This window comes from Nonomuraea rosea (genome assembly GCF_039539705.1).
In the GTDB taxonomy this organism is placed as follows: domain Bacteria; phylum Actinomycetota; class Actinomycetes; order Streptosporangiales; family Streptosporangiaceae; genus Nonomuraea; species Nonomuraea rosea.
Map to the genome: position 1 here is coordinate 585,304 of NZ_BAABDQ010000003.1, position 26,353 is coordinate 611,656.

The following is a 26,353-nucleotide window of genomic DNA, read 5'->3' on the forward strand; positions in this document are numbered from 1 at the left end:
CCCATGGAGAACGCGAGAAGCGCCGCACCGCCGGGAGCAGCGCGGTTCGGCCGTGTGCTGATCGCCAACAGGGGCGAGATCGCCGTACGGATCATCCGCACGCTGCGCGGGCTCGGCATCACGTCGGTGGCCGTGCACACGGCGTCCGACGCGGGCGCGCGGCACGTGATGGAAGCCGACATAGCTCTCCAGGTGCCGAAATATTTGGATATTGAGGCGATTGTGGGGGCGGCTCGGGATGCGGGGGCGGAGGCCGTACATCCTGGTTATGGGTTTCTGGCGGAGAACGCCGAGTTCGCGCGGCGGTGCGCGGAGGCCGGGCTGGTGTTCGTCGGCCCGCCGGCCGCGGCCATCGAGGCGATGGGCGACAAGATCCGGGCCAAGGCCGCCGTGTCGGCCGCGGGCGTGCCGGTGGTCCCCGGCGGCGCCGAGCCCGGCGACGCGATCGCGGACTGGCGCGACTTCCCCGCGCTGATCAAGCCGTCCGCCGGTGGCGGCGGCAAGGGCATGGTGCTGGTACGGTCGGCCGCCGAGCTGCCCGACGCGATCGAGTCGGGCAGGCGTACGGCACGGGCGGCGTTCGGGGACGCGACGCTGCTGATCGAGCGCTACGTCGAGAACCCGCGCCACATCGAGATCCAGGTCCTCGCCGACGCGCACGGGAACCTCGTGCACCTCGGCGAGCGCGAGTGCAGCCTGCAGCGCAGGCACCAGAAGATCATCGAGGAGGCGCCGTCCCCCTTCGTCACCCCCGAGACGCGCGCCCGCATGGGGGCGGCGGCGGTGGAGGCCGCCCGCGCGGTGGGGTACGTGGGGGCGGGCACCGTCGAGTTCATCGTGGACGGCGGCACCGGGGCCTACCACTTCATGGAGATGAACACGCGCTTGCAGGTCGAGCATCCGGTGACCGAGCTCGTCACCGGCCTCGACCTGGTGGAGCTGCAGTTGCGGGTGGCGGCGGGGGAGCGGCTGGGGTTCGGGCAGGACGACGTGCGGCTCGGCGGCCACGCCGTGGAGGCGCGCGTCTACGCCGAGGACCCGGCGCGCGGCTTCCTGCCCAGCGGCGGTCGCGTCCTCGTCCTGCGCGAGCCCGCGACCACGCACCCGAACCCCGCCGCGGGCACCGTCGTGCGGGTGGACTCCGGGCTGGCCGAGGGCGGTGTGGTCGGCAGCGAGTTCGACCCGATGCTGTCCAAGGTCATCGCCTGGGCGCCCGACCGGGACGCCGCCCTGCGCGCGCTCGACGGCGCGCTGGCCAGCACGGCCGTGCTGGGCGTGGTCACCAACATCCCGTTCCTGCGCGCGCTCGCCGCGCATCCCGCCGTCGTGGCGGGCGAGCTGGACACCGGCCTGGTCGAACGGGTCCTGCCCGAGCTCGTCCCCGGCGCGGGCGTGCCGGACGAGGTGCTCGCCGCGGCGGCCCTCGTCTTCCACGCCGCGGCCCAGGGCCCCGGGAACGGGGATCCGTGGGAGATCGCGGACGGGTGGCGGCTGGGCGAGTCCGCGTGGACGACGTGGCGGCTGGAGTCCAGGGACGGCGTGCACGCGGTCCAGGTCCGCGGCCTGCCCGCGGAGTCGGCCGAGGTGCGGATCGACGGGCGCGACGTCCCCGCCGCCATCCGGACGGACGGCACCGGCCTCGCCGTCACGATCGGCGGACGTACCGGCCACTACCTGCACGCCCGCCAGGGCGACACGCTCTGGCTGGGCAGGGACGGCGGCTCCTGGGCGCTGACCCGCCACCTCATCGGCGACCCTGGCGACCGGCCCGGGGCCGCGGCGGCGGGCGACGGCGTGGTCAGGAGCCCCATGCCCGGCACGGTCCTGGTCGTCAAGGCGCAGCCGGGCGAACGGGTGAGCGAGGGGCAGCCGCTGGTCATCGTCGAGGCGATGAAGATGGAGCACACGGTCACCGCCCCGCGCGACGGCGTGGTGTCGGAGCTGCCCGTCAAGCCGGGCCAGCCGGTCGACATGGACGCCGTCCTGGCCGTCGTCACCAGCGAGGAGGCGTGATGCCGTACCCCATGGAAGGTCTTCCCCAGCAGGTCACGATCTACGAGGTCGGGCCGCGTGACGGGCTGCAGAACGAGTCCTCGGTCATCCCCGTCGAGGTGAAGGCCGCGTTCATCGACCGGCTCGCCGACGCGGGGCACAAGGTGATCGAGGCGACCAGCTTCGTCCACCCGAAGTGGGTGCCGCAGCTCGCCGACGCCCGCGAGCTGCTCACCAGGCTGCACAGGAGGCCGGGCGTCCGCTACCCCGTCCTCGTCCCGAACCTGCGCGGCCTCGACCGGGCGCTCGAACTGGACGTGGCCGAGATCGCGATCTTCGCCAGCGCCACGGAGACGTTCGCGGCCAAGAACCTGAACAGGAGCCTGGAGAGCCAGTTCGAGATGTTCGAGCCGGTGGTGGCCAGGGCGCTGGACAACGGCGTCAAGGTGCGGGCGTACGTGTCGATGTGCTTCGGCGACCCCTGGGAGGGGCCGACGCCGATCCCGCAGGTGGTGGCGGTCGGGGAGCGGCTGCTCGGGCTCGGCTGCTACCAGCTCTCGCTCGGCGACACGATCGGCGTCGGCACGCCGGGCCACGTCACGGCCCTGATCAGGGCCTTCCGCACGCCCGAACGGCTCGCCGTGCACTTCCACGACACCTACGGCCAGGCGCTCGGCAACACGCTGGCCGCGCTCAAGGCGGGCGTGACCACGGTCGACGCCTCCACGGGCGGCATCGGCGGCTGCCCCTACGCCGAGTCCGCGACCGGGAACCTGGCCACGGAGGACCTGGTCTGGATGTTGCGCGGCCTCGGCATCGAGACGGGGCTCGACCTGGGCAAGCTCGTGTCCACCAGCACCTGGCTGGCGGAGCTGCTCGGCCGGCCCAGCCCATCCCGCGTCGTGCAGGCGCTGTCGAAAGGCTGACATGCTCAAAGACGAGTACGAAGAGTTGCGCAAGACGGTCGGGGCGTTCGCCCGCGACGTGGTGGCGCCGGTGATCGGCGGCTTCTACGAGCGCGAGGAGTTCCCGTACGACATCGTCCGGCAGATGGGCGCCATGGGCCTGTTCGGGCTGCCGTTCCCGGAGGAGTACGGCGGGATGGGCGGCGACTACTTCGCCCTCTGCGTGGCCCTGGAGGAGCTGGCCCGCGTCGACTCCAGCGTGTCGATCACGCTGGAGGCCGCCGTGTCGCTGGGCGCGATGCCGATCTTCAGGTTCGGCACCGGCGAGCAGCGCGAGCACTGGCTGCCCAGGTTGACCTCGGGGGCGGAGCTGGGCGCGTTCGGGCTCACCGAGCCGGGCGGCGGGACCGACGTGCCGGGCGGGATGCGCACCACGGCCGTGCTCGACGGCGCCGAATGGGTGCTCAACGGGACGAAGGCGTTCATCACCAACTCCGGCACCGACATCACCGCCGTCGTCGGCGTGGCCGCGCTCACCGGCGACAGGGAGATCTCCACGATCCTCGTGCCGAGCGGCACACCGGGGTTCACGGTGTCGAAGAAGTACTCCAAGGTCGGCTGGAACGCCTCCGACACCCGCGAGCTGTCCTTCTCCGACTGCCGCGTCCCCGCCGCGAACCTGCTGGGCGAGCGCGGCCGCGGCTACGCCCAGTTCCTGCAGACGCTCGACGAGGGCCGCATCGCGATCGCCGCACTCAGCGTGGGCCTGGCGCAGGGGTGCGTGGACGAGTGCCTGAAGTACGTCAGGGACAGGAAGGCGTTCGGCCACCCGATCGGCCACTACCAGGCCATCCAGTTCAAGGTCGCCGACATGGAGGTGCGGGCGCACACGGCCCGGCTGGCCTACTACCACGCGGCCGAGAGACTGCTGGCGGGGCTGCCGTTCAAGAAGGAGGCGGCGATCGCCAAGCTGGTCTCCTCCAACGCGGCCATGGACAACGCGCGCGACGCGACGCAGGTGTTCGGCGGGTACGGGTTCATGAACGAGTTCCCCGTCGGGCGCTTCTACCGCGACGCCAAGATCCTGGAGATTGGGGAGGGGACGAGCGAGGTGCAGCGCATGCTCATCGCCCGGCAGCTCGGGCTCGGCGACCTCTGACGATCAGATGAGCGGAGGAGGTGTTTGCGTGAGGAACGGGGCACGATCTAGTGTCATCAAGCATGACGGTTGACGATCTTCTCATCAGGAAGGCGGAGAAGGCGGACGCGGACGAGGTGTTCGCGCTGGCACGCGAGTTCGGGCTGACATTCAGGCCGGAGCGTGAGGCCTTCGACGCCGCGCTGCCCGAGCTGCTGGCGAACGAGGACGCCCTGCTGCTCACGGCCGTCATCAACGGGCACATCCACGGCTACCTGCTGGGGTTCGTGCACCTGACGCTCTTCGCGAACGGGCCGGTCGCCTGGGTGGAGGAGGCGATGGTCGGGTCCGGGTCGCGCAGGCAGGGGATCGGGCGGGCGCTGCTGGAGGAGTTCGAGCGGTGGGCCCGCACTCGTGAGGCCCGCTACGTGGCCATGGCGACGCGCCGGGCGCCGGAGTTCTACCATGCGCTCGGATATGAGGCCTCTGCCACGTTCTTCCGCAAGGTCCTGCGCTAGCTGAAGACCCTCCCCCTGAAAGGCATGGCGATGACGACTGTCGGCGCGGACCGGATCGAGATCAGGCGGGTCGTCGAGAACTGGGCGCTGTGGCGGGACGCCGGCGACTGGGAGCGGTTCGCCACGGTCTGGCACCCGGACGGCTGGATGAGCGCGACGTGGTTCCAGGGCCCGGCCGCCGACTTCATCGCCGCCAGCAGGAAGGGCTTCGAGAACGGCGTCAGCATTCTGCACTTCCTGGGCGGTCACACCAGCGACGTCGCCGGTGACCGCGCGGTCGCTCAGACCAAGATGACGATCAGCCAGCGGGCCGAGGTCGACGGCATCCTGGCCGACGTGGTGTGCACCGGCCGGTTCTACGACTTCCTGGCCCGCCGCGACGAGGACTGGCTGATCGTGCGGCGCCAGCCCATCTACGAGAAGGACCGCATCGACGTCGTCGACCCGGCCGCCTCGCTCCGGCTCGATCCCGGGCTGCTCGGCCGCTTCCCCGACGGCTACCGCCATCTGGGCTACCTGCAGACCAAGCTGGGGTTCGCCGTCAAGCCCGGCCTGCCGGGACTGACCGGAGCGGCCGTCGAACAGCTTTACGCCGAGGGCGCAGCCTGGCTGGCGGGGTCGCCCCGCCCTGGCGAACCCGCCTGAGCGACGCCTGCCGGGCGACGCGGGCGGACGTTTCTGTCACCACCGGATGGCATCCTTGGGTGCGTGAGTATCCATGCCGTGAGCCCCTTGTTCGTCGGGCGTGCCCGCGAGCTGTCCGCTCTCGGCGACGCCCTGGTGCGGGCGCGTGCCGGGGCGTCGTCCACCGTGCTCGTCGGCGGCGAGGCGGGGGTGGGCAAGACACGGCTGATCAAGGAGTTCACCGAGCGCGCCCACGACGCCATGGTGCTCGTCGGCGGCTGCCTGGAGCTGGGCACGGAAGGTCTGCCGTTCGCGCCGTTCACCGCCGTGCTGCGCGGGCTCGTGCGCGAGCTGGGCCGCGACGGGGTCGCGGCGCTCGTGCCCGGAGGCACCACGCGCGGCCTGGCGCGGCTGCTGCCGGAGTTCGGCGAGCCCGACAAGGAGGGCGCGGAGGCCAGGGCCCGGCTGTTCGAGCAGGTGCTCGGGCTGCTGGAGCGGCTGGCGGAAGAGCGTCCCGTGCTGCTCGTCGTCGAGGACGCCCACTGGGCCGACCGCTCCACCCGCGACCTGCTGTCCTTCCTGGTCCGCTACCAGCGCACGGCCGGCCGCCTGCTCACCGTCGTCACCTACCGCACCGACGAGCTGCACCGCACCCACCCGCTGCGGCCCCTGCTCGCCGAGCTGGGCCGGATCGAGTGGGTGACCAGGGCCGAGCTGCGCAGGCTGACCCGCAGGGAGGCCGTCGCGCAGGCGGCCAGCATCCTGGAGCGCGAGCCGTCCCCCGCCACCATGGACCTCATCTACGCGCGCAGCGAGGGCAACCCGCTGTTCGTCGAGGCGCTGCTCAACGACGCGGGCGGCGACGACGCGCTGCCGGAGTCGCTGCGCGACCTGCTGCTCGCCAGCGTCGAGCGGCTGCCCGACGAGACGCAGGAGCTGCTGCGGGTGGCCAGCGCCGGCGGCCAGCGCATCGAGCACGACCTGCTCAGCGCCGTCGCCGGGCTCGACGACAACGCGCTCTCCCGCGCGCTGCGGCCCGCCGTGGCCGGCAACGTGCTGGTCGTCGACGGCGAGGGCTACGCCTTCAGGCACGCGCTCATCCGCGAGGCGCTCCACGACGACCTGCTGCCCGGCGAGCACACCCGCCTCCACACCCGCTTCGCCGAGGCGCTCGAACGCGACCTGTCGATCCTGCCCGCCCCGCGCGGCGCGATCGAGCTGGCCCACCACTGGCACTCCGCCCACGACTCCACCTGGGCCCTGGTCAGCGCCTGGCGGGCGGCCGCCGCCGCCCGCACCTCCACCGCCTACGACGAGCAGCTCAGGATGCTGTCCAGAGTGCTGGAGCTGTGGGACCAGGTGCCCGACGCGGGCGAGCGCATCGGCGGCGACCGCCTCAGCGTGCTGCGGCAGACCGCCACGGTCGCCCACCTCGCCGGCGAATACGAGCGCTCCATCGCCCTGGCCAGCGCCGCCCTCGACGAGCTCGACCACGAAGCCGACCCGATCAGGTCGGCCCGCATGCTGCGCCAGCGCGGCCTGACCCGCTACGACCTGGGCCGCCCCGGCTACGTCGACGACCTGCGCAGGGCGGCCGAGCTGGCCCCCGCCGACAAGCCGAGCAAGGTGCGCGGCCAGGTCCTGGAGAGCCTGTCCAGGATGCTCCACCAGCCGGAGGACTGGCGGGAGAAGATCGCCACGGCTCAGCTCGCCATGGAGATCGGCCACGAGGTGGGCGACGCCAACGTCGAGGCCCACGCGCTGATCAGCCTCACCTGGGCGCGCTGCCGCTACTCGGAGATGGAGTCGCAGCTCGGCGCGTTCGCCGAGGCCCGGCGCATCGCCGCCGAGGGGGAGGCGTACAACGCGGTGATGCGCTGCGCCATCTCCGAGTCCGACGCGCTCGAAGGGGCGGGCTGGCACGAGCGGGCCGCGCTGGTCGCCCGCGAGGGCATCGCGGAGGCGGAGCACTACGGGCTGGCGCGCACGTCGGGCACGTTCCTGTCGATCAACCTGGCCGAGCCGCTGGTGTCGCTGGGGCGGTGGGACGAGGCGCTGGAGGTGGTCGAGCACGCGCTCGACCTCGCGCCGCCCGCGCCCTACCGGGCGAGCCTGCAGGGGTTCGCCACGGACATCGCGCTCGCCCGCGGGCAGTTCGACCGGGCGGAGCGGCTGCTCGACTCCTCGCGCAGCGTGCTGTCGCGGGGGACCTACCGGGACCAGACGGTGCTGCCGCATCTGGGCAGGGAGGTGACGCTGCTGTGGGCGCGGGGGGAGACGAAGAGCGCGGTGGAGGCGGCGGCGCGGGTCATGGAGGGGCAGGACCTGCGGGCCAGCCCGCGTTACTCGTGGCCGCTGCTGGTGATCTTCGCCCGGCTCATGGTGACCGTGGCGCCGCCCGGCGCGCCGTCCGCGCCTTTTGGGGCGGCGCTCGCGCAGCTTGGCGCGGCGCTGCTGGGACGGCTGCGAGAGCTGGCGCGGGAGCTGGAGGCCGAGGGCGATCTGCAGGAGGCGCAGCGGCTCACGTTCGCCGCGGTGACCGGCCCCGAGCCCGCCGTCTCTGGTGGGGCCGAGTCGGCGGCTTGGCAGGTCAAGGCGTGGGAGCAGGCGGTGGAGGCGTGGGCCGCGCTGCGGCAGCCGTACGCGGAGGCGCAGTGCCTGGTGGGTGCCGCCCAGGCGGCGCTCGCGGCCGGTGATCGGCAGGGGGCGGCGGTGCGGCTGGCCCGGGCGAAGGAGCTCGCCGGGCCGCTCGGGGCGACGGCGTTGCTGGAGCAGCTCGACGTGTTCGGACGGCGCGCCAGGATCGGCGGCGGTGGCGGGCCGGAGGAGACGGCGGGCGGGTTGCCGCTGGGGCTGACGGCTCGGGAGCTGGAGGTGCTGCGTGAGGTCACCAGCGGGCGGAGCAACAGGGAGATCGCCGAGGTGCTGTTCATCTCGGTCAAGACGGTGAGCGTGCACGTCTCCAACATCCTGGCCAAGCTCGGCGTCGCCACCCGCGGCGAGGCCGCGGCCACCGCCCACCGCCTCAGCCTCTTCGAGTAGCACCTTTCAAGCCTCTATCCGGCCGTGCCTTTGCGCCCCCGCCGTTACGGTGCGGCCTTTCAAGCCCTCTCCGTTACGGCGGGGCCAAGTGGGCCGCCACTCGCCGACCGTGGCCGGTCGCCTCCAGGGAAACGCCCGCTGACCGCCGCGTGGCCGGGCGCCGTTACGTGCGCCTTCTTGACCGTCCGGCCGCTGAACCCTGGACCGCCCGACCGGGACCCACGATCGCCCGGCTGGGGCATCATGCCGTTCGCCGGTGTGGGGGTTCGGGTCAGCCGGTTAGCTGGGCTTCCAGGCGGTAGCCGTCCACGGTGACGTAGACCTGGTCGCCTGGGCGGGCGTTCAGGCGCATGAGGACCGGCTGGAGCGAGTCGAACACCGGCTGGTGGCCCTGCCAGACCAGGACGATGGCGTTGTCGCCGGGGCCCGTGACCGACAGCAGCGTGCCGGGGCGCATGCCGAGCTGGGCGGCGTACCCCTCCGGGACCGGCACCGGGCCGCCCCTCAGGTGTTCGGGCGTCACCTCGATGCGCTGCCAGCGGCGCGGGTCGGAGGACGGGCTCGGGAGCGGCGCGGGCGGCGTGGCCGGGGTGCCGGCGAGGCTGCCGGCCGGCATGCCCGAGCGGCCGCCCGACAGCGCCGACAGCGTGGCCAGCGCGGCCGAGGGATCGATCGAGTTCGCCGTGGCCGCCGGGATCGGCTGGCCGCCCCGGTGGTGGTGGCCGTTGGCGCCGGGCGTGCGGCGCGGCAGGGGCAGCGCGGGGGAGGGCTCCTCGTCCACCGAGCCGGGGCCGGTCTCGGGCGGCAGGACGTCGAGCCACGCCTTCGCCGAGTGGGCGCGGATGCCCAGCTCGGTCATGAGCGCCACCATGTCGGCGTCGGCGGAGTTCGCGGCCAGGAGCTGGCGCGTACGGGCCTGGAGGCCGTGGATGTCGCCCACCACGAGCCAGCCGTCCTGGAGGCGGCGGTCGGGCATGAGCGTCACCAGCACCCGCCACAGCGGGGTGCGCAACGAGGGAACCGTCACAGGGTGGGCCGGGTCGGCGCCGATGAGCTGGTCTTCGGTGGCCGCCGCGCCGAGCCACTCGGTCAGGCGGAACATGTGGCCCGTGACCGGCGCGGACTCCGACGAACGGAGCCAGTGCAGGATGCGCTCCTCGGCGGTGCGCTGGGCGTGGGAGAGCGCCTCCCTCTCCACCAGCATCTTGTGGGCCAGCGTGCGCAGGCTGACCGGGTCCTCGGCGAACAGCCGGTGCACCGCCACCGCCAGCTCCAGCTTGTCCAGGCTGCGGAACAGGTTGTCCACGACCCGGACCATGGCGTGGTCGGTGTCCGAAGGCACGGGGCTGGCGGAGGCGGCGCCGGACGAGGCCGGGGCGGGGGAGGGCACGGAGCTGGACGACGCAGGGCCGGTGGATCCGGGGACGGGCAGCGGGTAGCCGGGTGTGCCCGGGGTGCCGCTCTTGGAGCCGCTCGCGCCGGGGACCGCAGGGAACGAGCCTGTCTGCGGGCCACCCGCGCCGGGGACGGCCGGGAACGAGCCTGTCTGCGGGCCGCCTGAGCTGGGGATGGCGGGGAACGAGCCTGTCTGCGGTGGGGCGCCGGTGTCCTGGCGTCCCTGCTGCGGGCCGGTGGGGCGCTGTGGGAGGCGTTCTGACTGGCCGGGGGCCGGGCGTTGCGGCAGGCCCTCGCCCGACAGGCCCTGTTGCGGGCCGCCGTTCTGGGATTGCCCGGGGAACGGACCGCTGTGCGGCTGTGCCTGGAACGAGCCCGTCTGCGGACCCCCCTGGCTGTTGTCCGGCGGGAGCGCGGGGAACGAGCCGGTCTGGCGCTGGCCGAGGCCGCTCGGGGGCACCGAGCTGTTCGGCGGGGCCGCGCCGTTCGACGGCACCGCGCCGCCCGGAGGCACTGCGCCGCCGCCCGGGGGCACCGCGCTGTTCGGGGGGACTGAGGTGTTCGGGGGTGCCGGGCTGTTCGGCGGCACTGCGGGGAAGGAGCCGGTCTGGCGGGCGCGCTCGGGCGACTGGGCGGGGAACGCGCCGGTCCCGCGTTGGGCGCCGCTCTCCGGTTGCGCGGGGAACGAGCCGGTCTGCCGCTGCGGGCGGCCGTCGCCTTGCGCGGCGAGCGGGCCCTGGGCGGCGAGTGGGCTCGGGGCCGCGAGCGGGCCGGTGGTCTGCGGTCGCGGTGCGCCTTCGGGTTGCTGGCCGGCGCCGGTCTGCGCGGCGAAGGGGCCGCTCTGCGACTCCTTCTGGACAGGGAAGGAGCCGGTGCCCCTGGTCGAGATGCCCTCGCCCGCGAACGACGCGCCCCGCTGCAGCGGCCTGGTGACCTCCGGGTGGGCCGAGGGGGCCTCGCGCTGGGCCGGGATGCGGCCGAGGATCTCGCGGAAGACCGAGCCGAGCACCACTTCAGGCGTGGCGGACGGGGTGCTGAGGTCGCCGGGGGCCAAGCGGCGCAGCCGCTGCCAGCCGCCGAGGCCGGCGATGGCCGTGCGGGTGGAGTCCGGCCAGCCGGGCAGCGCCGGGTCGATGTGGTGAACCGTCAGCGCGGGCAGCAGGTCGGCCAGCGGCATGTGGTCCCAATGGGTGGCGGCCAGCCGGGCCAGGCGCTCGCAGATCCAGTCGAGTCCGGCCGTTCCGAGCGCCCTGGACAGCGCCAGGGAGGACCACCACCCCGCGGGCAGGCGCGGATCGCCCAGCACCTCGGCCACCTGCTGAGGGCGGCTCCAGCGCAACGCAGGGACTAGGTCGCTCAGGCAGATCGATGACTCGACTTCCATCGGCGGACCTTATCCTCCCCAGTGAGCCGCGTGGTGCTGCCCGTTACGCATGTGGCTATTGGTGCAGCCTACGCGGCAAGCTATCAATCAGTGTGAATAGGGTAAAGACGGTTCAGATCAAAACCGTACCGTGGCCGACCGCCCACCTGGGCCACACATGCGGCACCGGCACGGCAACCTGCCTGCAAAGCGGCCTCTTCACTGACACCATGCAAAGTCGCGGTGAGGAACCCGGCGGCGAACGCGTCGCCGGCTCCCGTCGAGTCCACGACCTCGGCGGACACGCCCGGCGCCACGGCGACCACCTGGCCGCCCACGGCGGCCAGCGCGCCCTGTGATCCCAGCTTCACGATCGCTGTGCCATACATCTCACTCAAGAGTACGGCCGCCCGCTCCGCGTTCGTGGCCCCACTGAGCAGGAGGGCCTCGTCGAGGTTCGGAATGATGAGGCCGGCGGCGGCCGATTCACGGATGAAACGTTCAATTCCGAAGTCGCGCAGCGGCCCGGTGGAGGCCGGGTCGATGCTGACGGCGACGCCTGCCGCCGCCGCCTCGGCCATGGCCAGCTTGGCCAGCCGCAGCCCCGGCTCGGCGAACAGGATGTAGCCGGACAGATGGAGCCGTCCGACGCCGTCGAGCAGGGACGGGTCCCAGTCGGCGTCGGAGATCAGGCCGCCCGCGCCGCGGTTGGTGAGCATCGAGCGTTCGCCGCTCTTGTCCACCATCGCGATCACGACCGCGGTGGGATGGTCGGGATCCACCGTGACGTGCGGGCGCACGCCCGTCTTGACCAGCTCGGTGGTGTGCCACTCGCTGCTGTCGTAGCCGAGCCTGGTCAGCAGCCGCACGTCGGCGCCCAGGTGAGCGGCCCAGGCGGCGGTGTTCGCGCCGGAGCCGCCTGGACGGAGCACGATGTCGGCGGCCGTGTCGGTGCCGGACATGACCGGCGAACCATGCAAGGCCACCACATCGGTGACCGCGTCGCCTATGACGAGGAGAGCCCCGTCGGTCACGACCGGGCCCACGAGAGGGCGATCTGGGCGGCCAGGGCGGTGTTGCCGCGGACGGCGGCCAGGTTCGCCTCCAGGGAGGCGCCCGCGGTCCCGTCGACCAGGTAGCCGAGCAGGAACGGGGTGATGGCCTGGCCCTTGACGCCCTCGCGCTCGGCCGCGGCCAGCGCCTCGCGCAGCACCCGGTCGTGCAGCTCGGGGTCCAGCTGCTGATCTTCGGGGACCGGGTTGGCGACGATCAGCGCGGTCTCCTGACCGCCGAGGGCGTCCTGGCCGCGCATGATGGCCGCCGCCTCGTCGGGCGACTCGATCCGCCAGTCGATCGGCTGGCCGGAGGAGTGCAGGTAGAAGCCGGGGAAGGCGTTCGTACGGTAGCCCGCCACGCTCACGCCCCTGGTCTCCAGGCGCTGCAGGGTCGCGGGCACGTCGAGGATCGACTTCACCCCGGCGCAGACGACCGTGATGCGCGTACGGGCGAGCGTGTCGAGGTCGGCGGACTCGTCCTGGTCGTCGGTCCAGCCACGGTGGACCCCGCCCAGCCCGCCGGTGGCGAAGATGCGGATGCCGGCCCGGGCGGCCAGGAACGACGTGGCCGACACGGTGGTCGCGCCGCTGGCCTTCAGCGCCGCCGCCACGGGCAGGTCCCGCTGGCCGAGCTTGCGCAGGCCGGGCTCGGTGGCGATGCGTTCCAGCTCCAGCTCGTTCAGGCCGATGCGGGGCACGCCGTCCAGCACCGCGATCGTGGCCGGCACGGCGCCCGCGGCCCGTACGACGCCCTCCAGCTCCCGCGCCACCTCCAGGTTGCGCGGCTGCGGCAGCCCGTGGGAGATGATCGTCGATTCCAGCGCCACCACCGGCGAGCCGTCGGCCAGGGCCGCGGCGACCTCGTCGGACGGCTGGAGGAGGGAGTCGGTGGCGCTGTGCATGGTGTGTTTCATGCTCCTTGAGTGGTCCTGACCTGCTTAGGGGGAACGGCGTGTTTCGCGGAATTTGTTCCGAACGGAGCAGGTTACGGCCCTCCCCGCCCGGCCGTCCACCTGAGGATCACACGAGGAGGGCGACGCCCGCCAGAGAGATGGTCGCGATGATGCCCGTGGCGATGCCGCCGAGCAGTACGGCACGGCCGCCCTTGACCAGTTTCCGCACGTCGATGCCGGTGCCCAGGCCGAAGAGGGCGGCCGCCATCAGGACGTTCGTCACCTGCGGCACGGCGTCCGTCACCACCGCGGGGACCTGCCCGGTGCTGCGCACGATCACCATCGCCAGGAACGCGGCCACGAACAGCGGCACGATCGGCGGCCTCCCCCCATGACGGGGCGCGGCGTCGCGGCGCAGGCGATGAGAGGTCAGGGCGACGATCGGCGCGAGCAGGATGACGCGGCCGAGCTTGACCGTGATCGCGCCGGCCAGCACGCCCGAGGCCGCGCCGATCGCGGCCACCTGGGCGACCTCGTGCACGGCGGCGCCCGCCCACACGCCGAGCTGGGCGGGCGAGAGGCCCATGAAGGCCGCGAGCAGGGGCACCAGCACGATGGCGGCGGTGCCGTAGAGGACGACGACGCTGAGGGCGTTCGCCGCGTCGTCGTCGTCCGAGACGTCGGTGCTCTCGCGCATGGCGGCGATGGCCGCCGCGCCGCAGATGGACACGCCCGTGGCGATCAGCAGGGACGTGCCCCGGCTGAGGCCCAGCCGGCGGCCGATCCGCGGCGTCACCGTGAACGTCACCCCCGTCGCGACCGCCACGATCGCCAGGGTCTGCCAGCCCAGCGCCAGCACCTGCGGCACGGCGATCTGCAGGCCCAGCAGGGCGATCGCCACCCGCAGCACGCGCCTGGAGACGAACGCGAGGCCCGGCCTGAGCCGCTCGCCGACGCCCGCCAGCGCGGCCAGCGCGGCGCCGGAGAACACGGCGATCACGGCGGGGCTGAGCACCGGGACGACGCGGTTGACGAGCAGCGCGAAGACCACCGCCAGCGCCGCGACCGCCACCCCCGGCACCGCGGAAGGGCGGCGTGCCGCCCCCGGCACAGCGGAAGGGCCGTCTGCCGCGACCCCCGGCGCCGCGGAAGGGCCGTGTGCCGCACCCGCCCGCACGTCGCGGATCACCGGAAGAGGGGCCGCAAGGGCCGGCAGGTGGTCTGAGCGGGGCATGATCTCAGTGTTTCCGGGGTTCGGCGGGCCCGGTAGCCGCGCCTTGCCTGGGAGGTCATAGCCTGTGGCTATGAGTGCGCTGCCTGATCTCGACTCGCTGAAGCTGCTGGTCGACGTGGGCGAGCTGGGCAGCCTCGGGCAGGCGGCGAAGGCGGCGGGCATCGCGCAGCCGTCCGCGAGCAAGCGCATCGCCCTGCTCGAACGCCGACTCGGCCTCCCCCTGCTCGAACGCACGCCGCGCGGCTCCACGCTCACCTCCGAAGGCAAGATGGTCGCGGGCTGGGCCGCGCAGGTGCTCGCCGCCGCCGGCGAGCTCATGCGGGCCGTCGCGGCGGTGCGGCACCGCGAGGCCGCCCATCTGCGGGTCGCGTCGAGCATGACCGTGGCCGAGTACCTGGTGCCCCGATGGCTGGGCGAGCTGCAGAACAGGGAGCCCGACGTCCAGGTGGGGCTCGCCGTGGTCAACTCCACTGACGTCGCGGCCCGGGTGCTGGGCGAGGAGGTGGAGCTGGGGTTCGTCGAGGGGCCGAGCGTCCCGGAGGGGCTGTCCAGCCGGGTGGTGGGGACCGACAGGCTGGTGGTCGTGGTGGCCCCGGGACATCCGTGGGCGCGCCGTCGTACGGCGCTGAGAGGCCCCGAGCTGGCCGCGACGCCCCTGGTCGTACGTGAGCCAGGCTCGGGTACCCGGGAGACGCTGGACGTGGCGTTCAGGAGCCTGCACCAGGCCAGCCCGCGCCAGGAGCTGGGCTCGAACTCGGCCGTCAAGGGCGCGGCGCAGGCCGGGGTGGCGCCGGCGGTGCTCAGCGGGTACGCGGTCGAGGCCGACGTGGCCACCGGGCGGCTGGTCGAGGTGCCCCTGGCGGGGCTCAACCTGGTCAGGAGCCTGCGGGCGGTGTGGCGGCGCGGCCGGCCACTCAACGGGCCCGCCGCCACCCTGCTCGGCATCGCCAGCCGTCCCTGACGTGCCCCGATGGGCGTTGACGAAGGGTGTGGTGTGAGTCGTATGGTGCGGGAATGAGGTCATATGACGTGATCGTCGCCGGTGGCGGGCACAACGGGCTGGTCGCGGCGGCGTACCTGGCCGGGGCCGGACGGCGAGTGCTCGTCCTGGAGCGGTACGACCACGTCGGCGGCCTGGCGATCTCCGCCCGCCCCTTCCCCGGCGTCGATGTGCGCCTGTCGCGCTACTCCTACCTGGTCAGCCTCCTGCCCGCCCAGATCGTCAAGGACCTCGGCCTGAAGCTGGCGCTGCGCCGCCGCCGCTACGCCTCGTACACCCCCAAGGGCGGCACCGGCCTGCTCGTCGACAACGCGGACGAGGCCCGGACGGCGGCCTCGTTCCGCGAGGTCACGGGCGGCGACGCCGATCACCGGGCCTGGCAGGACTTCTACGGCATGACCGCGCGGGTCGCGCAGGCCCTGGCCCCGACGCTCCTCGAACCCCTGCGCAGCCCCGCCGAGGTCGAGCGGCTGGTCGGGCCGGAGGCGTGGCGCGACCTGTTCGCGCGGCCGATCGGAGAGTGCGTGGACGAGCGGTTCGGCGACGACACCATCCGCGGCGTCGTGCTCACCGACGCGCTGATCGGCACGTTCGCCGACCCCGCCGCCGACCTGGCGGCCAACCGGTGCTTCCTCTACCACGTGATCGGCGACGGCACCGGCGAGTGGAACGTGCCGGTGGGCGGCATGGGCGCGGTCTCCGGGGCGCTGGAGGCGGCGGCCAGGCGGGCGGGGGCCGAGATCAGGACCGGCGCGGAGATCGTCGGGATCTCGCCGTCGGGCGAGGTCACGTTCGCGGACGAAGACGGCGAGCACACGGTGAACGGCGGGCACGTGCTGGTCAACCTGCCGCCCGCCGTGCTCGACCGGGCGCTGGGCCGGCCGGCGACGGTGCCCGAGGGGGCCCAGCTGAAGGTCAACATGGTGCTGAGCAGGCTGCCGAGGCTGCGTGACGCGTCCGTGGATCCGGCGGCGGCCTTCAGCGGTACGTTCCACATCAACGAGGGACGCGATCAGCTCGCCAGGGCGTACGCGCAGGCGGCGAGCGGGGAAATTCCGCGACTGCCGCCGGCCGAGGTCTACTGCCATTCGCTGACGGACCCGTCCATTCTCGGTCCGGACCTCGAAGGCAGGGTGGAGACGATGACGTTGTTCGGGCTGCACATGCCAGCCCGACTTTTCCGGAAAAATCCCGATAAAGCGCGAAAAATGGCGCTTGATGCCACCTTCGCCTCCATCAACGCGGTCCTCGCGGAACCCATCGAGGAATGCCTGTTCAAGGCCCCTGACGGCACCCCGTGCGTGGAGGTCAAAACCCCCGTCGACCTCGAAACGGACGCGGGACTGCCCGGCGGCCACATCTTCCACACGGACCTGAGCTGGCCGTACGGGGAAAAGGGCGCCTGGGGCGTCGAGACCGAGCACGAACGGATCCTGATCTGCGGCGCGAGCGCCCGCAGGGGCGGCGGCGTCAGCGGAATCGCCGGGCACAACGCGGCGATGGCGCTCCTGCGGAAAAAGGGGGATTAATCATCTGAAATGAGCTTGGTGGCCACTTCCAGGGCCACCCGGGCGCGCTCCGACTCGTCCAGTCCCAGGTCGAACAGGAACGGCACGCTCCCCAGAATCACCGCGAGCACCGCCAGCCTGGCCTCGAACTGCCGGACCGCGTCGGCTCCCGGCACCGCCAGCAGCGACAGCATGCTGATCAACCCGGTCCGCAGCCGCTCACCGGCCGGCATGTCCTGCATGACCCCCTCGTTCACCTGCGCGAACCTGAACAGCGACCGCCACCGGTTCTCCAGCAGGTCCGCGATCCGCAGCAGGATCTCCTGCCTGGACTCGATCGTCGTGGGCTGTTCGCGCGCCCAGGCCACCAGCTCGTCGATCGAGTCGCCGAGCCCCTCCACGACGCTCGCGAGGATCGCCTCTTTGGTGCGGAAATGGTAGTAGAGCGCCGGCCTGGTGATCTCCAGCCGATCGGCGACCTCCTGCAACGAGGTCTTGTCGTATCCCCGCTCGGAGAACAGCTCCAACGCCACCTGCTGGATCCGATCACGCGTGTCCGTCCGCCGCCCTGCCATCCCGCTCCCATCACTTGACGACCGGCCCGCGATTGCTTACTTTCGCGTAAGTAAGTAATGCGATCCGGCTTGTAGGGAGCAGACTATGGCGCAATCCTTCCCCGTCCCGCGCACGTGCCCGTTCGCGCCGCCGCCGGAGTACGAGGCGATGCGGGAGCAGGCCCCGCTCGTACGAGCCTCGCTCCCCGGCGGCGAGGTGTGGCTCGTCACCAGGCTCGCCGAGGCGAAGCAGGTGCTCATGGGCGCGGGCATCAGCACCAGCCCGGCCACCCCCGGCCACCCGAACACCGCGCTCTCCGCCGAGCCGCTGAGCCCCGAGCACGCCGAGGCCGCCAAGCGGGTTTCCCCCGGCGCCTTCATCGACCTCGACCCGCCCGAGCACACCAGGTTCCGGCGGCTGCTCATCCCCGAGTTCACCGTCCGGCGGATGAAGGAGCTGCGGCCCGGCATCCAGCAGGTCGCCGGCCGGCTCATCGACGACATGCTCGCCGACGGCCGCAGGGAGGCCGAGCTGGTGGAGGCGTTCGGGCTCGCGCTGCCCTCGCTGGTCATCTGCCGGCTGCTCGGGGTCCCGTACGCCGACCACGAGTTCTTCCAGTCGCGCACCCGCAGGATGGTCACCGCCGGCACCGACCGGCAGGCCGGTTTCGCCGCGGTGATGGAGATCAGGAGCTTCCTCGGCGACCTGGTCACCGAGGCCGCGAAGCAGCCGAAGGACGACCTGCTCGGGCGGCTGATCACGGGCGGGCGGCTCACGCACGACGAGCTCGTGGGCGTCGTCTTCCTGCTGCTCGTCGCCGGACACGAGACCACCGCCAACATGATCCCGCTGGCCGCGCTCACGCTCATGCGCCACCCCGGGCAGCTCGCCGCGCTGCGCGAGAACCCGGAGGGCTGGCCGGCGGCGGTGGACGAGCTGCTGCGCTACCACTCGGTCGTCGACTGGGTGGGGTTCGACCGGGTGGCCACCGAGGACCAGGAGATCGGCGGGCAGCTCGTCAGGAAGGGCGAGGGCATCTTCGTCCTCGGCGCCTCCGCCAACAGGGACGAGCGGGCGTTCGAGCGGCCCGACGAGTTCGACACCGGGCGCGGGGCGCGTCACCACGTGGCCTTCGGCTACGGCGTCCACCAGTGTCTCGGGCAGAACCTGGCCAGGGCCGAGCTGGAGATCGCGCTGCGCACGTTGTTCGAGCGCATCCCCGCGTTGCAGGTCACGGTGGCCGACGAGGACCTGCCCGCGAAGTACGATGGGGTCATCTTCGGGCTCACCGCGCTGCCGGTCGCGTGGTGATCCTCATGAAACGCCGGTGAGGGCGTTCATCACCTTTTCATGATGAACCTCTAGCGTTCGTACCATGAGTGAGCCCGCACGGTTGCTGGTGGTGGACGACGAGCCCGCGTTGCGCGAGGCGTTGCAGTCGAGCCTGGAGTTCGAGGGCTACGAGGTCGTCACGGCCAACGACGGGCTGGCCGCTCTTGAGGCGGTGGCCGCGGACTCGTTCGACGCGGTGCTGCTCGACGTGATGATGCCGCGGCTCGACGGGCTGACCGCCTGCCGCAGGCTGCGGGCCTCGGGCAACCACATCCCCGTCCTCATGCTCACGGCCCGCGACGCGGTCGGCGACCGGGTGTCGGGGCTCGACGCCGGGGCCGACGACTACCTGGTCAAGCCGTTCGAGCTGGATGAGCTGCTGGCCAGGGTGCGCGCCCTGCTGCGGCGGGGCGCGCTGAGCGGCGGCACGCCCGAGGGCGACGCGCTGACCTACGGCGACCTGCGCATGGATCCGGCGACCAGGGAGGTCACCAGGGGCGATCGCCGGCTCGACTTGACCCGTACCGAATACCTGCTGATGGAGCTGTTCCTGGCCCATCCGCGCCAGGTGCTGACCAGGGATCAGATCCTGAGCGAGGTGTGGGGCTTCGACTTCGAGCCGACGTCGAACTCGCTCGACGTCTATGTGATGTACCTGCGGCGCAAGACCGAGGCCGGGGGCGAGCCGAGAGTGATCCACACCGTCCGTGGCGTGGGCTATGTCCTGAGAGCCGCGCTGTGAGACGAGGCAGCCTGAGATCGAGGCTGACTCTTCTCGTCACGGCGGCGGTGGCGGTCGCCATCGCCGTCTGCGCGGCGTTGTCGTGGTTCATCGTGCAGATCCAGGTGGTCGGGCAGCTTGACCAGAGCATCCTGGAATCGGAGAAGCAGGGCGACAAGAACTACCTCGTCCACGAGTGCACCATCGAGGGCTCGCGTGGGCCGTTCGACGGCATGGCGACACTGCTGCGTGCCGACGGCACCACCTGCTCGGTCGGTCCCGCCATCGTGCCGACGGACCTCGATTGGGCGGCGGTGCCGCGGCCCGGCGAGCCGATCTACCGCGACGGCGTGACGCGCGAAGGCAAGCCGGTCCGTGTGGTGACCGTGAACTTCGCGCCCGGCGTGGCGGTCCTGGAGGCCAGGCCGCTCTTCCACATCCAGCGCACGCTCAGGAACACCGCCATCTACCTGGCCGGGATCGCCGCGATGGGCGTGCTCGGCGCGGCCTGGGCGGGGCTGGCCATCTCACGCGCGGCGCTGCGTCCCGTGGGCGACCTGACCAAGGCGGTCGAGCACATCGCGCAGACCGAGGACCTCGGCACGCCCATCCCGGTCAGGGGCAGCGACGAGATCGCCCGTCTGTCCTCCTCCTTCAACGCCATGACCACGGCGCTGGCCGGCTCCAGGGAGCGTCAGCAGCAGCTCGTCGCCGACGCCGGGCACGAGCTGCGCACGCCGCTCACGACCCTGCGTACCAACATCGACCTGCTGTTGCGCAGCGAGCAGACCGGCCGCAGCCTCGATCCGGGCGCCAAGGAGCGCCTGCTGGTCAACGTGAAGGCGCAGTTCGCCGAGCTGTCCTCGCTGGTCGCCGACCTGCTCCAGCTCGCCAGGGGCGACACCGATCACGAGCCGCACGTCGTGCTGGGCTTCCATGAGATCGTCACGGCCGCCGTCGAACGCGCCAGGCTGCGCGGCGCGGAGGTCGCCACCGACCTCACCCCCTGGTACGTCGTGGGCAGCTCCACCTCACTCGAACGCGCGGTGCTCAACCTCATCGACAACGCCGCCAAGTTCAGCCCCGACGGCGCGGTCGAGGTGTCGCTGAAGAACGGCCGGCTGACCGTCCGCGACCACGGCCCAGGGCTGCCCGAGGAGGAGCTGCCGCACGTCTTCGAGCGGTTCTGGCGCTCGCCGTCCGCCCGCGGCCTGCCCGGCTCCGGGCTGGGCCTGGCGATCGTGGCGCAGGCCGTCGCGGAGGCCGGCGGCACGGTGAGCCTGGCGAACGCGCCCGGTGGCGGAGCGATCGCGACCCTGGATCTTCCCGGAACTCTCATCCGTAACTCAGAATCGGATAAGTCCCGTTAAAGACCCAAACCGTGAGCTGGCTGCATGGAAACGACAGCAGTAAGGACACGCCTGGTCGAGGTGGTCGTCCCGGTCTACAACGAGCAGCGGGCACTACGCGCGAGCGTCACCCGGCTGCAGACCTACCTCACGAGGAACTTCCCGTACGGCTTCCGCATCACGATCGCCGACAACGCCAGCACCGACAACACCTGGCAGATCGCCACCGAGCTGGCCGGGGAGCTGGCGCACGTACGCGCCGTCCACCTCGACGAGAAGGGGCGCGGCCGGGCGCTGCGCCGGGTCTGGTCGGAGAGCGAGGCCGACGTCGTCAGCTACATGGACGTCGATCTGTCCACCGATCTGGACGCGTTCCTGCCGCTGGTGGCGCCGCTGCTGTCGGGTCACAGTGACCTGGCCATCGGGACCCGGCTGGCCAGGGCGTCGCGGGTGGAGCGGGGGCCCAAGCGCGAGTTCATCTCCCGCTCGTACAACCTGCTGCTCCGCTTCGGGATGGGCGCCGGGTTCTCGGACGCGCAGTGCGGTTTCAAGGCAGTCCGTACGGAGATCGCCCAGGCTCTGTTGCCCGGTGTCGAGGACGAGCAGTGGTTCTTCGACACCGAGCTGCTGCTCCTGGCCGAGCGGCACGGGCTGCGCATCCACGAGGTCCCCGTGGACTGGGTGGACGATCCGGACAGCCGGGTCGACATCATGCGCACCGCCCGGGACGACCTGCGCGGCCTGGCCCGCGTGGCGCGCAAGACGCTGTCCGGCGCGGCCCGCATCCCCGTGCCGGCCAGGGTCGAGCGGGCCGAGCTGCCGAAGGGGATGGCCAAGCAGCTGCCCCGCTTCGCGATCGTGGGCGTGATCAGCACGCTGGCGTACCTGGCCCTGTATTCGCTGCTGCGCCAGGTCGTGCCGCCGCTGGCGGCCAACGCGGTCGCGCTGCTGGTCACGGCCGTGGCCAACACCGCCGCGAACCGCCGGTTCACGTTCGGCGTCAAGGGCTCGGGCGGGGCGATGCGGCACCAGTTCGAGGGGCTGATCGCGTTCCTCGTCGGGCTGGTGCTCACTTCGGGCAGCCTTTCGCTGCTGCCCGACGGGGTCTCGCACGGGGTGGAGCTGGTCGCGGTCATCATCGCGAACGCCGCCGCCACCCTCGTCCGCTTCCTGCTGCTGCGCGTGTGGGTCTTCAACCCGAAGCGGGGGACGGCCCAGTGACCACGATCACCGAGACGCGCTCCGGCCATCGGGCCGGCAGGACGCGTGGCCTGCCCGCCCGCGTCTTCCTGGGCGCCGAGCAGGACCCGCGCTGGTCGCGGCCCGCGCTGTGGGTCGTGCTGGTCGCGGCGTTCGTCCTGTACGCGTGGGCGCTCAGCGGCAACGCCAACGAGTACTACGCCGCCGCCATCCTCTCCGGCACGCAGAGCTGGAAGGCGTTCTTCTTCGGCGCGATCGACGCCGGGTCCTACATCACCGTGGACAAGCCGCCGCTGGCGCTGTGGGTGATGGGGCTGTCGGCGCGGATCTTCGGCTACGGCACGTGGAGCATGCTGCTGCCGCAGGCGCTGGCCGGGGTGGCCGCCGTCGGGCTGGTCTTCTCGGCCGTCCGCCGGGCCTTCACCGGCCGGTCCCGTACGGCCCAGGGGCATGTGGCGGCGCTGGTCGCGGCCGTCGTCATGACGCTCACGCCGATCACCGTGGCGATCAACCGGGACAACAACCCGGACACGGTGCTCGTGCTGCTCCTGGTGCTGGCGGCCTGGTTCTGCCTGGAGTCGCTGCGGACCGGCCGGCTGCGGCCGCTGCTGCTGGCGGCGTTCTTCGTGGGGCTGGGGTTCAACGCCAAGATGCTGCAGGCGTACCTGGTGGTGCCGGCGTTCGGGCTGGCGTACCTGGTCTGCGCCGGCGGGCCGTGGCTCCGGCGGGTGTGGCACCTGCTGGCGGCCGGGGTCGTCCTGGTGGTGTCGAGCGCCTGGTGGATGGTCATCACGGACCTGTGGCCGAAGGACTCGCGTCCCTACATCGGCGGCTCCACCGACAACACCGTCTGGGACCTGGTGATCGGCTACAACGGCCTCGGCCGCATCTTCGGACAGGGCCGGGGGAACGGCGGCGGCGGTGCTGGTGGCGGCGGTGGCGGTTTCGGCGGGGAGTCCGGGGCCGGGCGGCTGTTCAACGACACCCTGGCGGGACAGATCTCCTGGTTGCTGCCGTTCTGTGTGATCGCGCTGGCGTTCGCCGCGTTCATGCGGGTCTCGCACATGAGGATGGCGTTCATGAGGCTGCGGCTGGTCTCCGATCCGGACGACGGGCCCTCGGGGGCGGCCTGGCTGGTCTGGGGCGGCTGGCTGGTCGTTCACTATGGGGTGTTCAGCTTCTCCAGCGGCACCTTCCATCCGTACTACACGACCGCCATGGCTCCCGCCGTGGCCGCGTTGTGCGGGATGGGCGCGGTGGTGATGTGGCAGGCGTACCGGCGGTCGCGGGCGTGGGCCTGGGTGCTGCCGCTGGCGGTGGCCGTCACGGGTGTGTGGTCGTTCGTGGTGCTGCGCCGTACGCCCGACTGGGCGCCGTGGCTGGCCTGGGTCGTGCTCGGGGCGACCCTGGTGGCCGTGGTGGTGCTCGTGCTGGCCAGGGTGCGGGCGCAGGTGACGGTACGGATCGCGGCGCTCGCGCTGGCCGCCACGGTGGTCGCCGGGCTGGCCGGGCCGGCGGCGTTCGCGGTGACGCCGCTGCAGTCGCAGGTCAACGGCTCGAACCCGACGGCAGGGCCGTCAACAGGTGGGATGGGCGGCTTCGGCCGGCCGGGCGGAATGCCTGGGGGCGGTCAGTTCCCGGGAGGCACCCCCGAACAGAACGGACAGACAGGTACTCCGAGTGCCACGGGGCGCCAGAATGCCGAACGCGGGACGGCGGAAGGCGGCGGGCGGTCCGGCTCCATGGGCCGGGGCGGACCGGGCGGTGGCGTCAGCGACGCGATGACCAAGTATCTGGTGGCCAACCAGGGCAAGGCCACGTGGCTGGTGGCCGTGAACAGCGCTCAGCAGGCGTCCGGCCTCATCCTGTCCACCGGCAGGCCCGTGATCGCCATGGGCGGCTTCACCGGCAGCGACCCCGCCATGACCGTGGCGCGGCTGCGGTCGCTGGTCTCCTCGGGACAGCTGAGGTACGTCATGGCCGGAAGCGAGGGCGGCGGGCCCGGCCGGGGGAACACGGAGGTGACGACCTGGGTGCAGGCGAACTGCACGGCGGTGGACGGCCAGGAGGGTCTCTACGACTGCGCGACGTGATGGGAAGGGGCGCCGCCAATGGCGCCCCTGCTCCATTGCTCGTGAGGCAGAGTATTTTGTCTGGTATAGAAAAAATCTCTGGTTTGAAATACGAGCATGCGTCCGGAATTATGCCGCCAATCTGACCGCTGACCTGGGAATTCTCATCCAGATTCTGTTGGGCCGAGCCATCCGAAGGCGTATTCTCTTGGTCAAGAAGCGGGACCGGAGATCGCGAACATCCCCGGTCCCTTGCCCCCCAAGGTAAGGGAGATCAACTTGAGCTTCAAGGAAATCTGCTCGACGCTCGGCACCGGGTTGCACAACGAGTTCGTCCAGATCCGGGCAGACCAGATGGAGATGGGGCAACAGCTCACCGAGCGGATCAACGGCGTCGCCAACCAGGTCAAGGTCCTCGACGGCAAGGTCACCCAGCTCGACACGCGGCTCACCGCAGTGGAGACGACGGTCGACCGGCTCGGCGCGAGGCTTACTGGGGTGGAGACGAAGGTCGACAAGATCGACACCAAGGTCGACCAACTCGACACCAAGGTCGACGCGCTCGCGGGCAGCCAGACGGACATGATGCAGATCCTCATCGCCATCCAGCGCAAGCTCGACGTCAACTAGCCAGACCCCATCCGAAGGGCGGGCCCGCGCGGCCCGCCCTTTCGCATGCCGCCTTCGGGCTTGACAACGATGTCAGGGAGTTTCTTGATGGTCATATGGCCGTACCGCTGATCGACGCCCGCGGGATCCTGAAGAGCTACGGCCAGGTCGAGGCGCTGCGGGGCGCGGACTTCAGCCTGCGGGCCGGGGAAGTCGTCGCGCTGATCGGCGACAACGGGGCGGGCAAGTCCACGCTGGCGAAGATCCTCTCCGGGGTCGAGCGGCCGGACGACGGGACGATCGAGTTCGATGGCGCGGCCGTCGTGTTCGGGGCCGTGGAGGAGGCCAGGCGGGCCGGGATCGAGACCGTTTATCAGGATCTCGCGCTCTGCGCCGATCTCAGCCCCGCCGCCAACTTCTTCCTCGGCAGAGAACGTCTCAAGCCTGGCCTGCTCGGGTGGCTGGGCGTGCTGGACAACGCGGCCATGCGCAGGGAGGCGCGGGAGGCGTGCGAGCGGCTCGGGGTGCGGCTGGCGTCGCAGAGCGCGCCGGTGTCCACGTTGTCGGGTGGTCAACGGCAAGGGGTCGCGGTGGCCAGGGCCGTGACGTGGGCGCGGCGGGTGGTGTTCATGGACGAGCCGACGGCGGCGCTCGGCGTGGTGCAGACGCGGCGGGTGCTCGATCTCATCAGGACGGTACGCGACTCCGGCGTGTCCGTGGTGCTCATCAGCCACAACATGCAGGACGTCATGGCGGTGTCGGATCGGGTCGAGGTGCTGCGGCTGGGGCGCAGGGTCGCGCGGTTCGAGACGGCGCGGGTGTCGATGGAGGAGCTCGTCGGGGCCATGACGGGGGCGCTGGAACAGCCACATGAGAGCGAGACCCGGCAGGAGCGCGGCGCATGAAAGAGCTGGGGCGGCTGCAGATCGTGTGGATCGGGCTGGTGCTGGCGGGGCTGCTGGTGGCGTTCGCGGTGCTGGCGCCGCGCTCGTTCCCCACCTCGTTCAACCTGCTCAACCTGGTGAGCGACGCCGCCATCCTGCTGTTGCTGGCCGCCGGCATGACGTTCGTGATCATCACGGCGGGCATCGATCTGTCGGTGGGCGGGGTGCTGGTGTTCTCGGCGGTGGTCGCGGCCAAGGTCATCGAGGTCACGGGGTCGCTGGTGCTGGGCACGGTGAGCGCGCTGGTGACCGGGCTGGGCTGGGGCATGGTGAACGGGGTGCTGGTCGCGCTGGGGCGGATCCCGGCGCTGATCGTGACCCTGGGGACGCTCGGCATGTCGCTGGGCGGGGCGTTGCTGCTCACCGGCGGCGTCGACCTGCGGGCGCCGGCCGAGCTGAACCTCGGGCTCGGGCTGGACAGGTGGCTCGGTGTGCCGCAGATCGTGTGGATCTGCGCCGCCATCACCACGGTGCTCGCGCTGACGCTCGCCCACACCCGCTTCGGGCGCCACACGTACGCGATCGGCTCCAACGCCGAGGCGGCCAGGCGCGGCGGCGTCGCCGTGCGCAGGCACCTGATCAAGGTGTACGGCCTGGCCGGCCTGCTGGCCGGGCTGGCCGGTCACCTGTCACTGGCCAAGTACGGCATCACCGGCGTGTCCGCGCACTCCACCGACAACCTGCAGGCCATCGCGGCCGTGGTGATCGGCGGGACGTCGTTGTTCGGCGGGGTGGGGACGGTCGCCGGCACGGTCATCGGGGTGTTCATCCCCGTCGTGCTGCTGAACGGCTTCCAGATCCTCGGCGTGCGGCCGTTCTGGCAGCAGGTGGTGGTGGGCGCGGTGCTCGTCGCCGCCGTGTACGTCGACCAGTGGCGGCGCAGGGCCCGAGACCACTAGAGCGA

21 protein-coding genes are annotated in these 26,353 nt (G+C 72.0%); 16 read left to right on the plus strand and 5 right to left on the minus strand.

What is annotated here, in order from left to right:
- The first annotated feature begins 3 nt into the window (after positions 1–3).
- From ABEA43_RS10170 to ABEA43_RS10195, 6 genes are all read left to right on the plus strand, one after another.
- Positions 4–2,013 (plus strand): acetyl/propionyl/methylcrotonyl-CoA carboxylase subunit alpha, encoded by a 2,010-nt coding sequence (locus ABEA43_RS10170; protein WP_345560554.1) that lies wholly within the window; start codon positions 4–6, stop codon positions 2,011–2,013.
- Positions 2,013–2,918: a hydroxymethylglutaryl-CoA lyase gene (locus ABEA43_RS10175; RefSeq protein WP_345560555.1), complete on the plus strand. Its 906-nt coding sequence runs from the start codon at positions 2,013–2,015 to the stop codon at positions 2,916–2,918. The genes ABEA43_RS10170 and ABEA43_RS10175 overlap by 1 nt, the downstream gene beginning before the upstream one ends.
- 1 nt (position 2,919) lies before the next feature.
- Positions 2,920–4,056 (plus strand): acyl-CoA dehydrogenase family protein, encoded by a 1,137-nt coding sequence (locus ABEA43_RS10180; RefSeq protein WP_345560557.1) that lies wholly within the window; start codon positions 2,920–2,922, stop codon positions 4,054–4,056.
- A gap of 62 nt (positions 4,057–4,118) precedes the next feature.
- Complete coding sequence (locus ABEA43_RS10185; protein ID WP_345560559.1) at positions 4,119–4,553, plus strand: GNAT family N-acetyltransferase; 435 nt, start codon at positions 4,119–4,121, stop codon at positions 4,551–4,553.
- 30 nt (positions 4,554–4,583) lie between these two features.
- Positions 4,584–5,198, plus strand: a complete 615-nt coding sequence (locus tag ABEA43_RS10190; RefSeq protein WP_345560560.1) for a nuclear transport factor 2 family protein — start codon at positions 4,584–4,586, stop codon at positions 5,196–5,198.
- A 63-nt stretch (positions 5,199–5,261) separates the two neighbouring features.
- Positions 5,262–8,219, plus strand: coding sequence for a helix-turn-helix transcriptional regulator (locus tag ABEA43_RS10195; RefSeq protein ID WP_345560562.1), 2,958 nt, complete (start codon positions 5,262–5,264; stop codon positions 8,217–8,219).
- A 271-nt stretch (positions 8,220–8,490) separates the two neighbouring features.
- Here the strand turns inward: ABEA43_RS10195 and ABEA43_RS10200 are convergent, their stop codons facing one another.
- The 4 genes from ABEA43_RS10200 to ABEA43_RS10215 form a co-directional block, all read right to left on the minus strand.
- Positions 8,491–10,998 (minus strand): hypothetical protein, encoded by a 2,508-nt coding sequence (locus ABEA43_RS10200; RefSeq protein WP_345560564.1) that lies wholly within the window; start codon positions 10,996–10,998, stop codon positions 8,491–8,493.
- 83 nt (positions 10,999–11,081) lie between these two features.
- Complete coding sequence (locus ABEA43_RS10205; RefSeq protein ID WP_345560566.1) at positions 11,082–12,011, minus strand: carbohydrate kinase family protein; 930 nt, start codon at positions 12,009–12,011, stop codon at positions 11,082–11,084.
- Positions 12,008–12,946 carry a pseudouridine-5'-phosphate glycosidase gene (locus ABEA43_RS10210; RefSeq protein ID WP_345560568.1) on the minus strand — a complete coding sequence of 313 codons (939 nt, stop codon included), beginning with the start codon at positions 12,944–12,946 and terminating at the stop codon, positions 12,008–12,010. The genes ABEA43_RS10205 and ABEA43_RS10210 overlap by 4 nt, the downstream gene beginning before the upstream one ends.
- Positions 12,947–13,052: 106 nt before the next feature.
- Complete coding sequence (locus ABEA43_RS10215; protein ID WP_345560570.1) at positions 13,053–14,159, minus strand: YeiH family protein; 1,107 nt, start codon at positions 14,157–14,159, stop codon at positions 13,053–13,055.
- A 70-nt stretch (positions 14,160–14,229) separates the two neighbouring features.
- On the opposite strand from ABEA43_RS10215, the gene ABEA43_RS10220 reads away from it, so the two are divergent.
- Complete coding sequence (locus ABEA43_RS10220; protein ID WP_345560572.1) at positions 14,230–15,120, plus strand: LysR family transcriptional regulator; 891 nt, start codon at positions 14,230–14,232, stop codon at positions 15,118–15,120.
- Between the two features lie 53 nt (positions 15,121–15,173).
- Entirely contained in the window at positions 15,174–16,688 is a 1,515-nt protein-coding gene (locus ABEA43_RS10225) for a phytoene desaturase family protein (protein WP_345560573.1), read from the plus strand.
- Here the strand turns inward: ABEA43_RS10225 and ABEA43_RS10230 are convergent.
- A complete protein-coding gene (locus tag ABEA43_RS10230; RefSeq protein ID WP_345560574.1) occupies positions 16,685–17,242 on the minus strand; it encodes a TetR/AcrR family transcriptional regulator in 558 nt (185 codons plus the stop codon). The two genes, ABEA43_RS10225 and ABEA43_RS10230, sit on opposite strands and share 4 nt — an antisense overlap.
- Before the next feature lie 85 nt (positions 17,243–17,327).
- Between ABEA43_RS10230 and ABEA43_RS10235 the strand changes: the two genes are divergently transcribed.
- From ABEA43_RS10235 to ABEA43_RS10270, 8 genes are all read left to right on the plus strand, one after another.
- Positions 17,328–18,533, plus strand: a complete 1,206-nt coding sequence (locus ABEA43_RS10235; protein WP_345560575.1) for a cytochrome P450 — start codon at positions 17,328–17,330, stop codon at positions 18,531–18,533.
- Between the two features lie 64 nt (positions 18,534–18,597).
- A complete protein-coding gene (locus ABEA43_RS10240) occupies positions 18,598–19,296 on the plus strand; it encodes a response regulator transcription factor (protein WP_345560577.1) in 699 nt (232 codons plus the stop codon).
- On the plus strand, positions 19,293–20,645 hold the full coding sequence (locus tag ABEA43_RS10245) for a sensor histidine kinase (protein WP_345560579.1): 1,353 nt from the start codon (positions 19,293–19,295) through the stop codon (positions 20,643–20,645). The genes ABEA43_RS10240 and ABEA43_RS10245 overlap by 4 nt, the downstream gene beginning before the upstream one ends.
- Positions 20,646–20,669: 24 nt before the next feature.
- Positions 20,670–21,845 carry a bifunctional glycosyltransferase family 2/GtrA family protein gene (locus ABEA43_RS10250; protein WP_345560581.1) on the plus strand — a complete coding sequence of 392 codons (1,176 nt, stop codon included), beginning with the start codon at positions 20,670–20,672 and terminating at the stop codon, positions 21,843–21,845.
- Complete coding sequence (locus ABEA43_RS10255) at positions 21,842–23,917, plus strand: ArnT family glycosyltransferase (protein ID WP_345560583.1); 2,076 nt, start codon at positions 21,842–21,844, stop codon at positions 23,915–23,917. The genes ABEA43_RS10250 and ABEA43_RS10255 overlap by 4 nt, the downstream gene beginning before the upstream one ends.
- A 258-nt stretch (positions 23,918–24,175) precedes the next feature.
- On the plus strand, positions 24,176–24,526 hold the full coding sequence (locus ABEA43_RS10260) for a hypothetical protein (protein WP_345560584.1): 351 nt from the start codon (positions 24,176–24,178) through the stop codon (positions 24,524–24,526).
- Between the two features lie 95 nt (positions 24,527–24,621).
- Positions 24,622–25,410, plus strand: coding sequence for an ATP-binding cassette domain-containing protein (locus ABEA43_RS10265; protein ID WP_345560586.1), 789 nt, complete (start codon positions 24,622–24,624; stop codon positions 25,408–25,410).
- Complete coding sequence (locus ABEA43_RS10270) at positions 25,407–26,348, plus strand: ABC transporter permease (RefSeq protein WP_345560587.1); 942 nt, start codon at positions 25,407–25,409, stop codon at positions 26,346–26,348. Before ABEA43_RS10265 ends, ABEA43_RS10270 begins: the two co-directional genes overlap by 4 nt.
- Positions 26,349–26,353 lie beyond the last annotated feature (5 nt).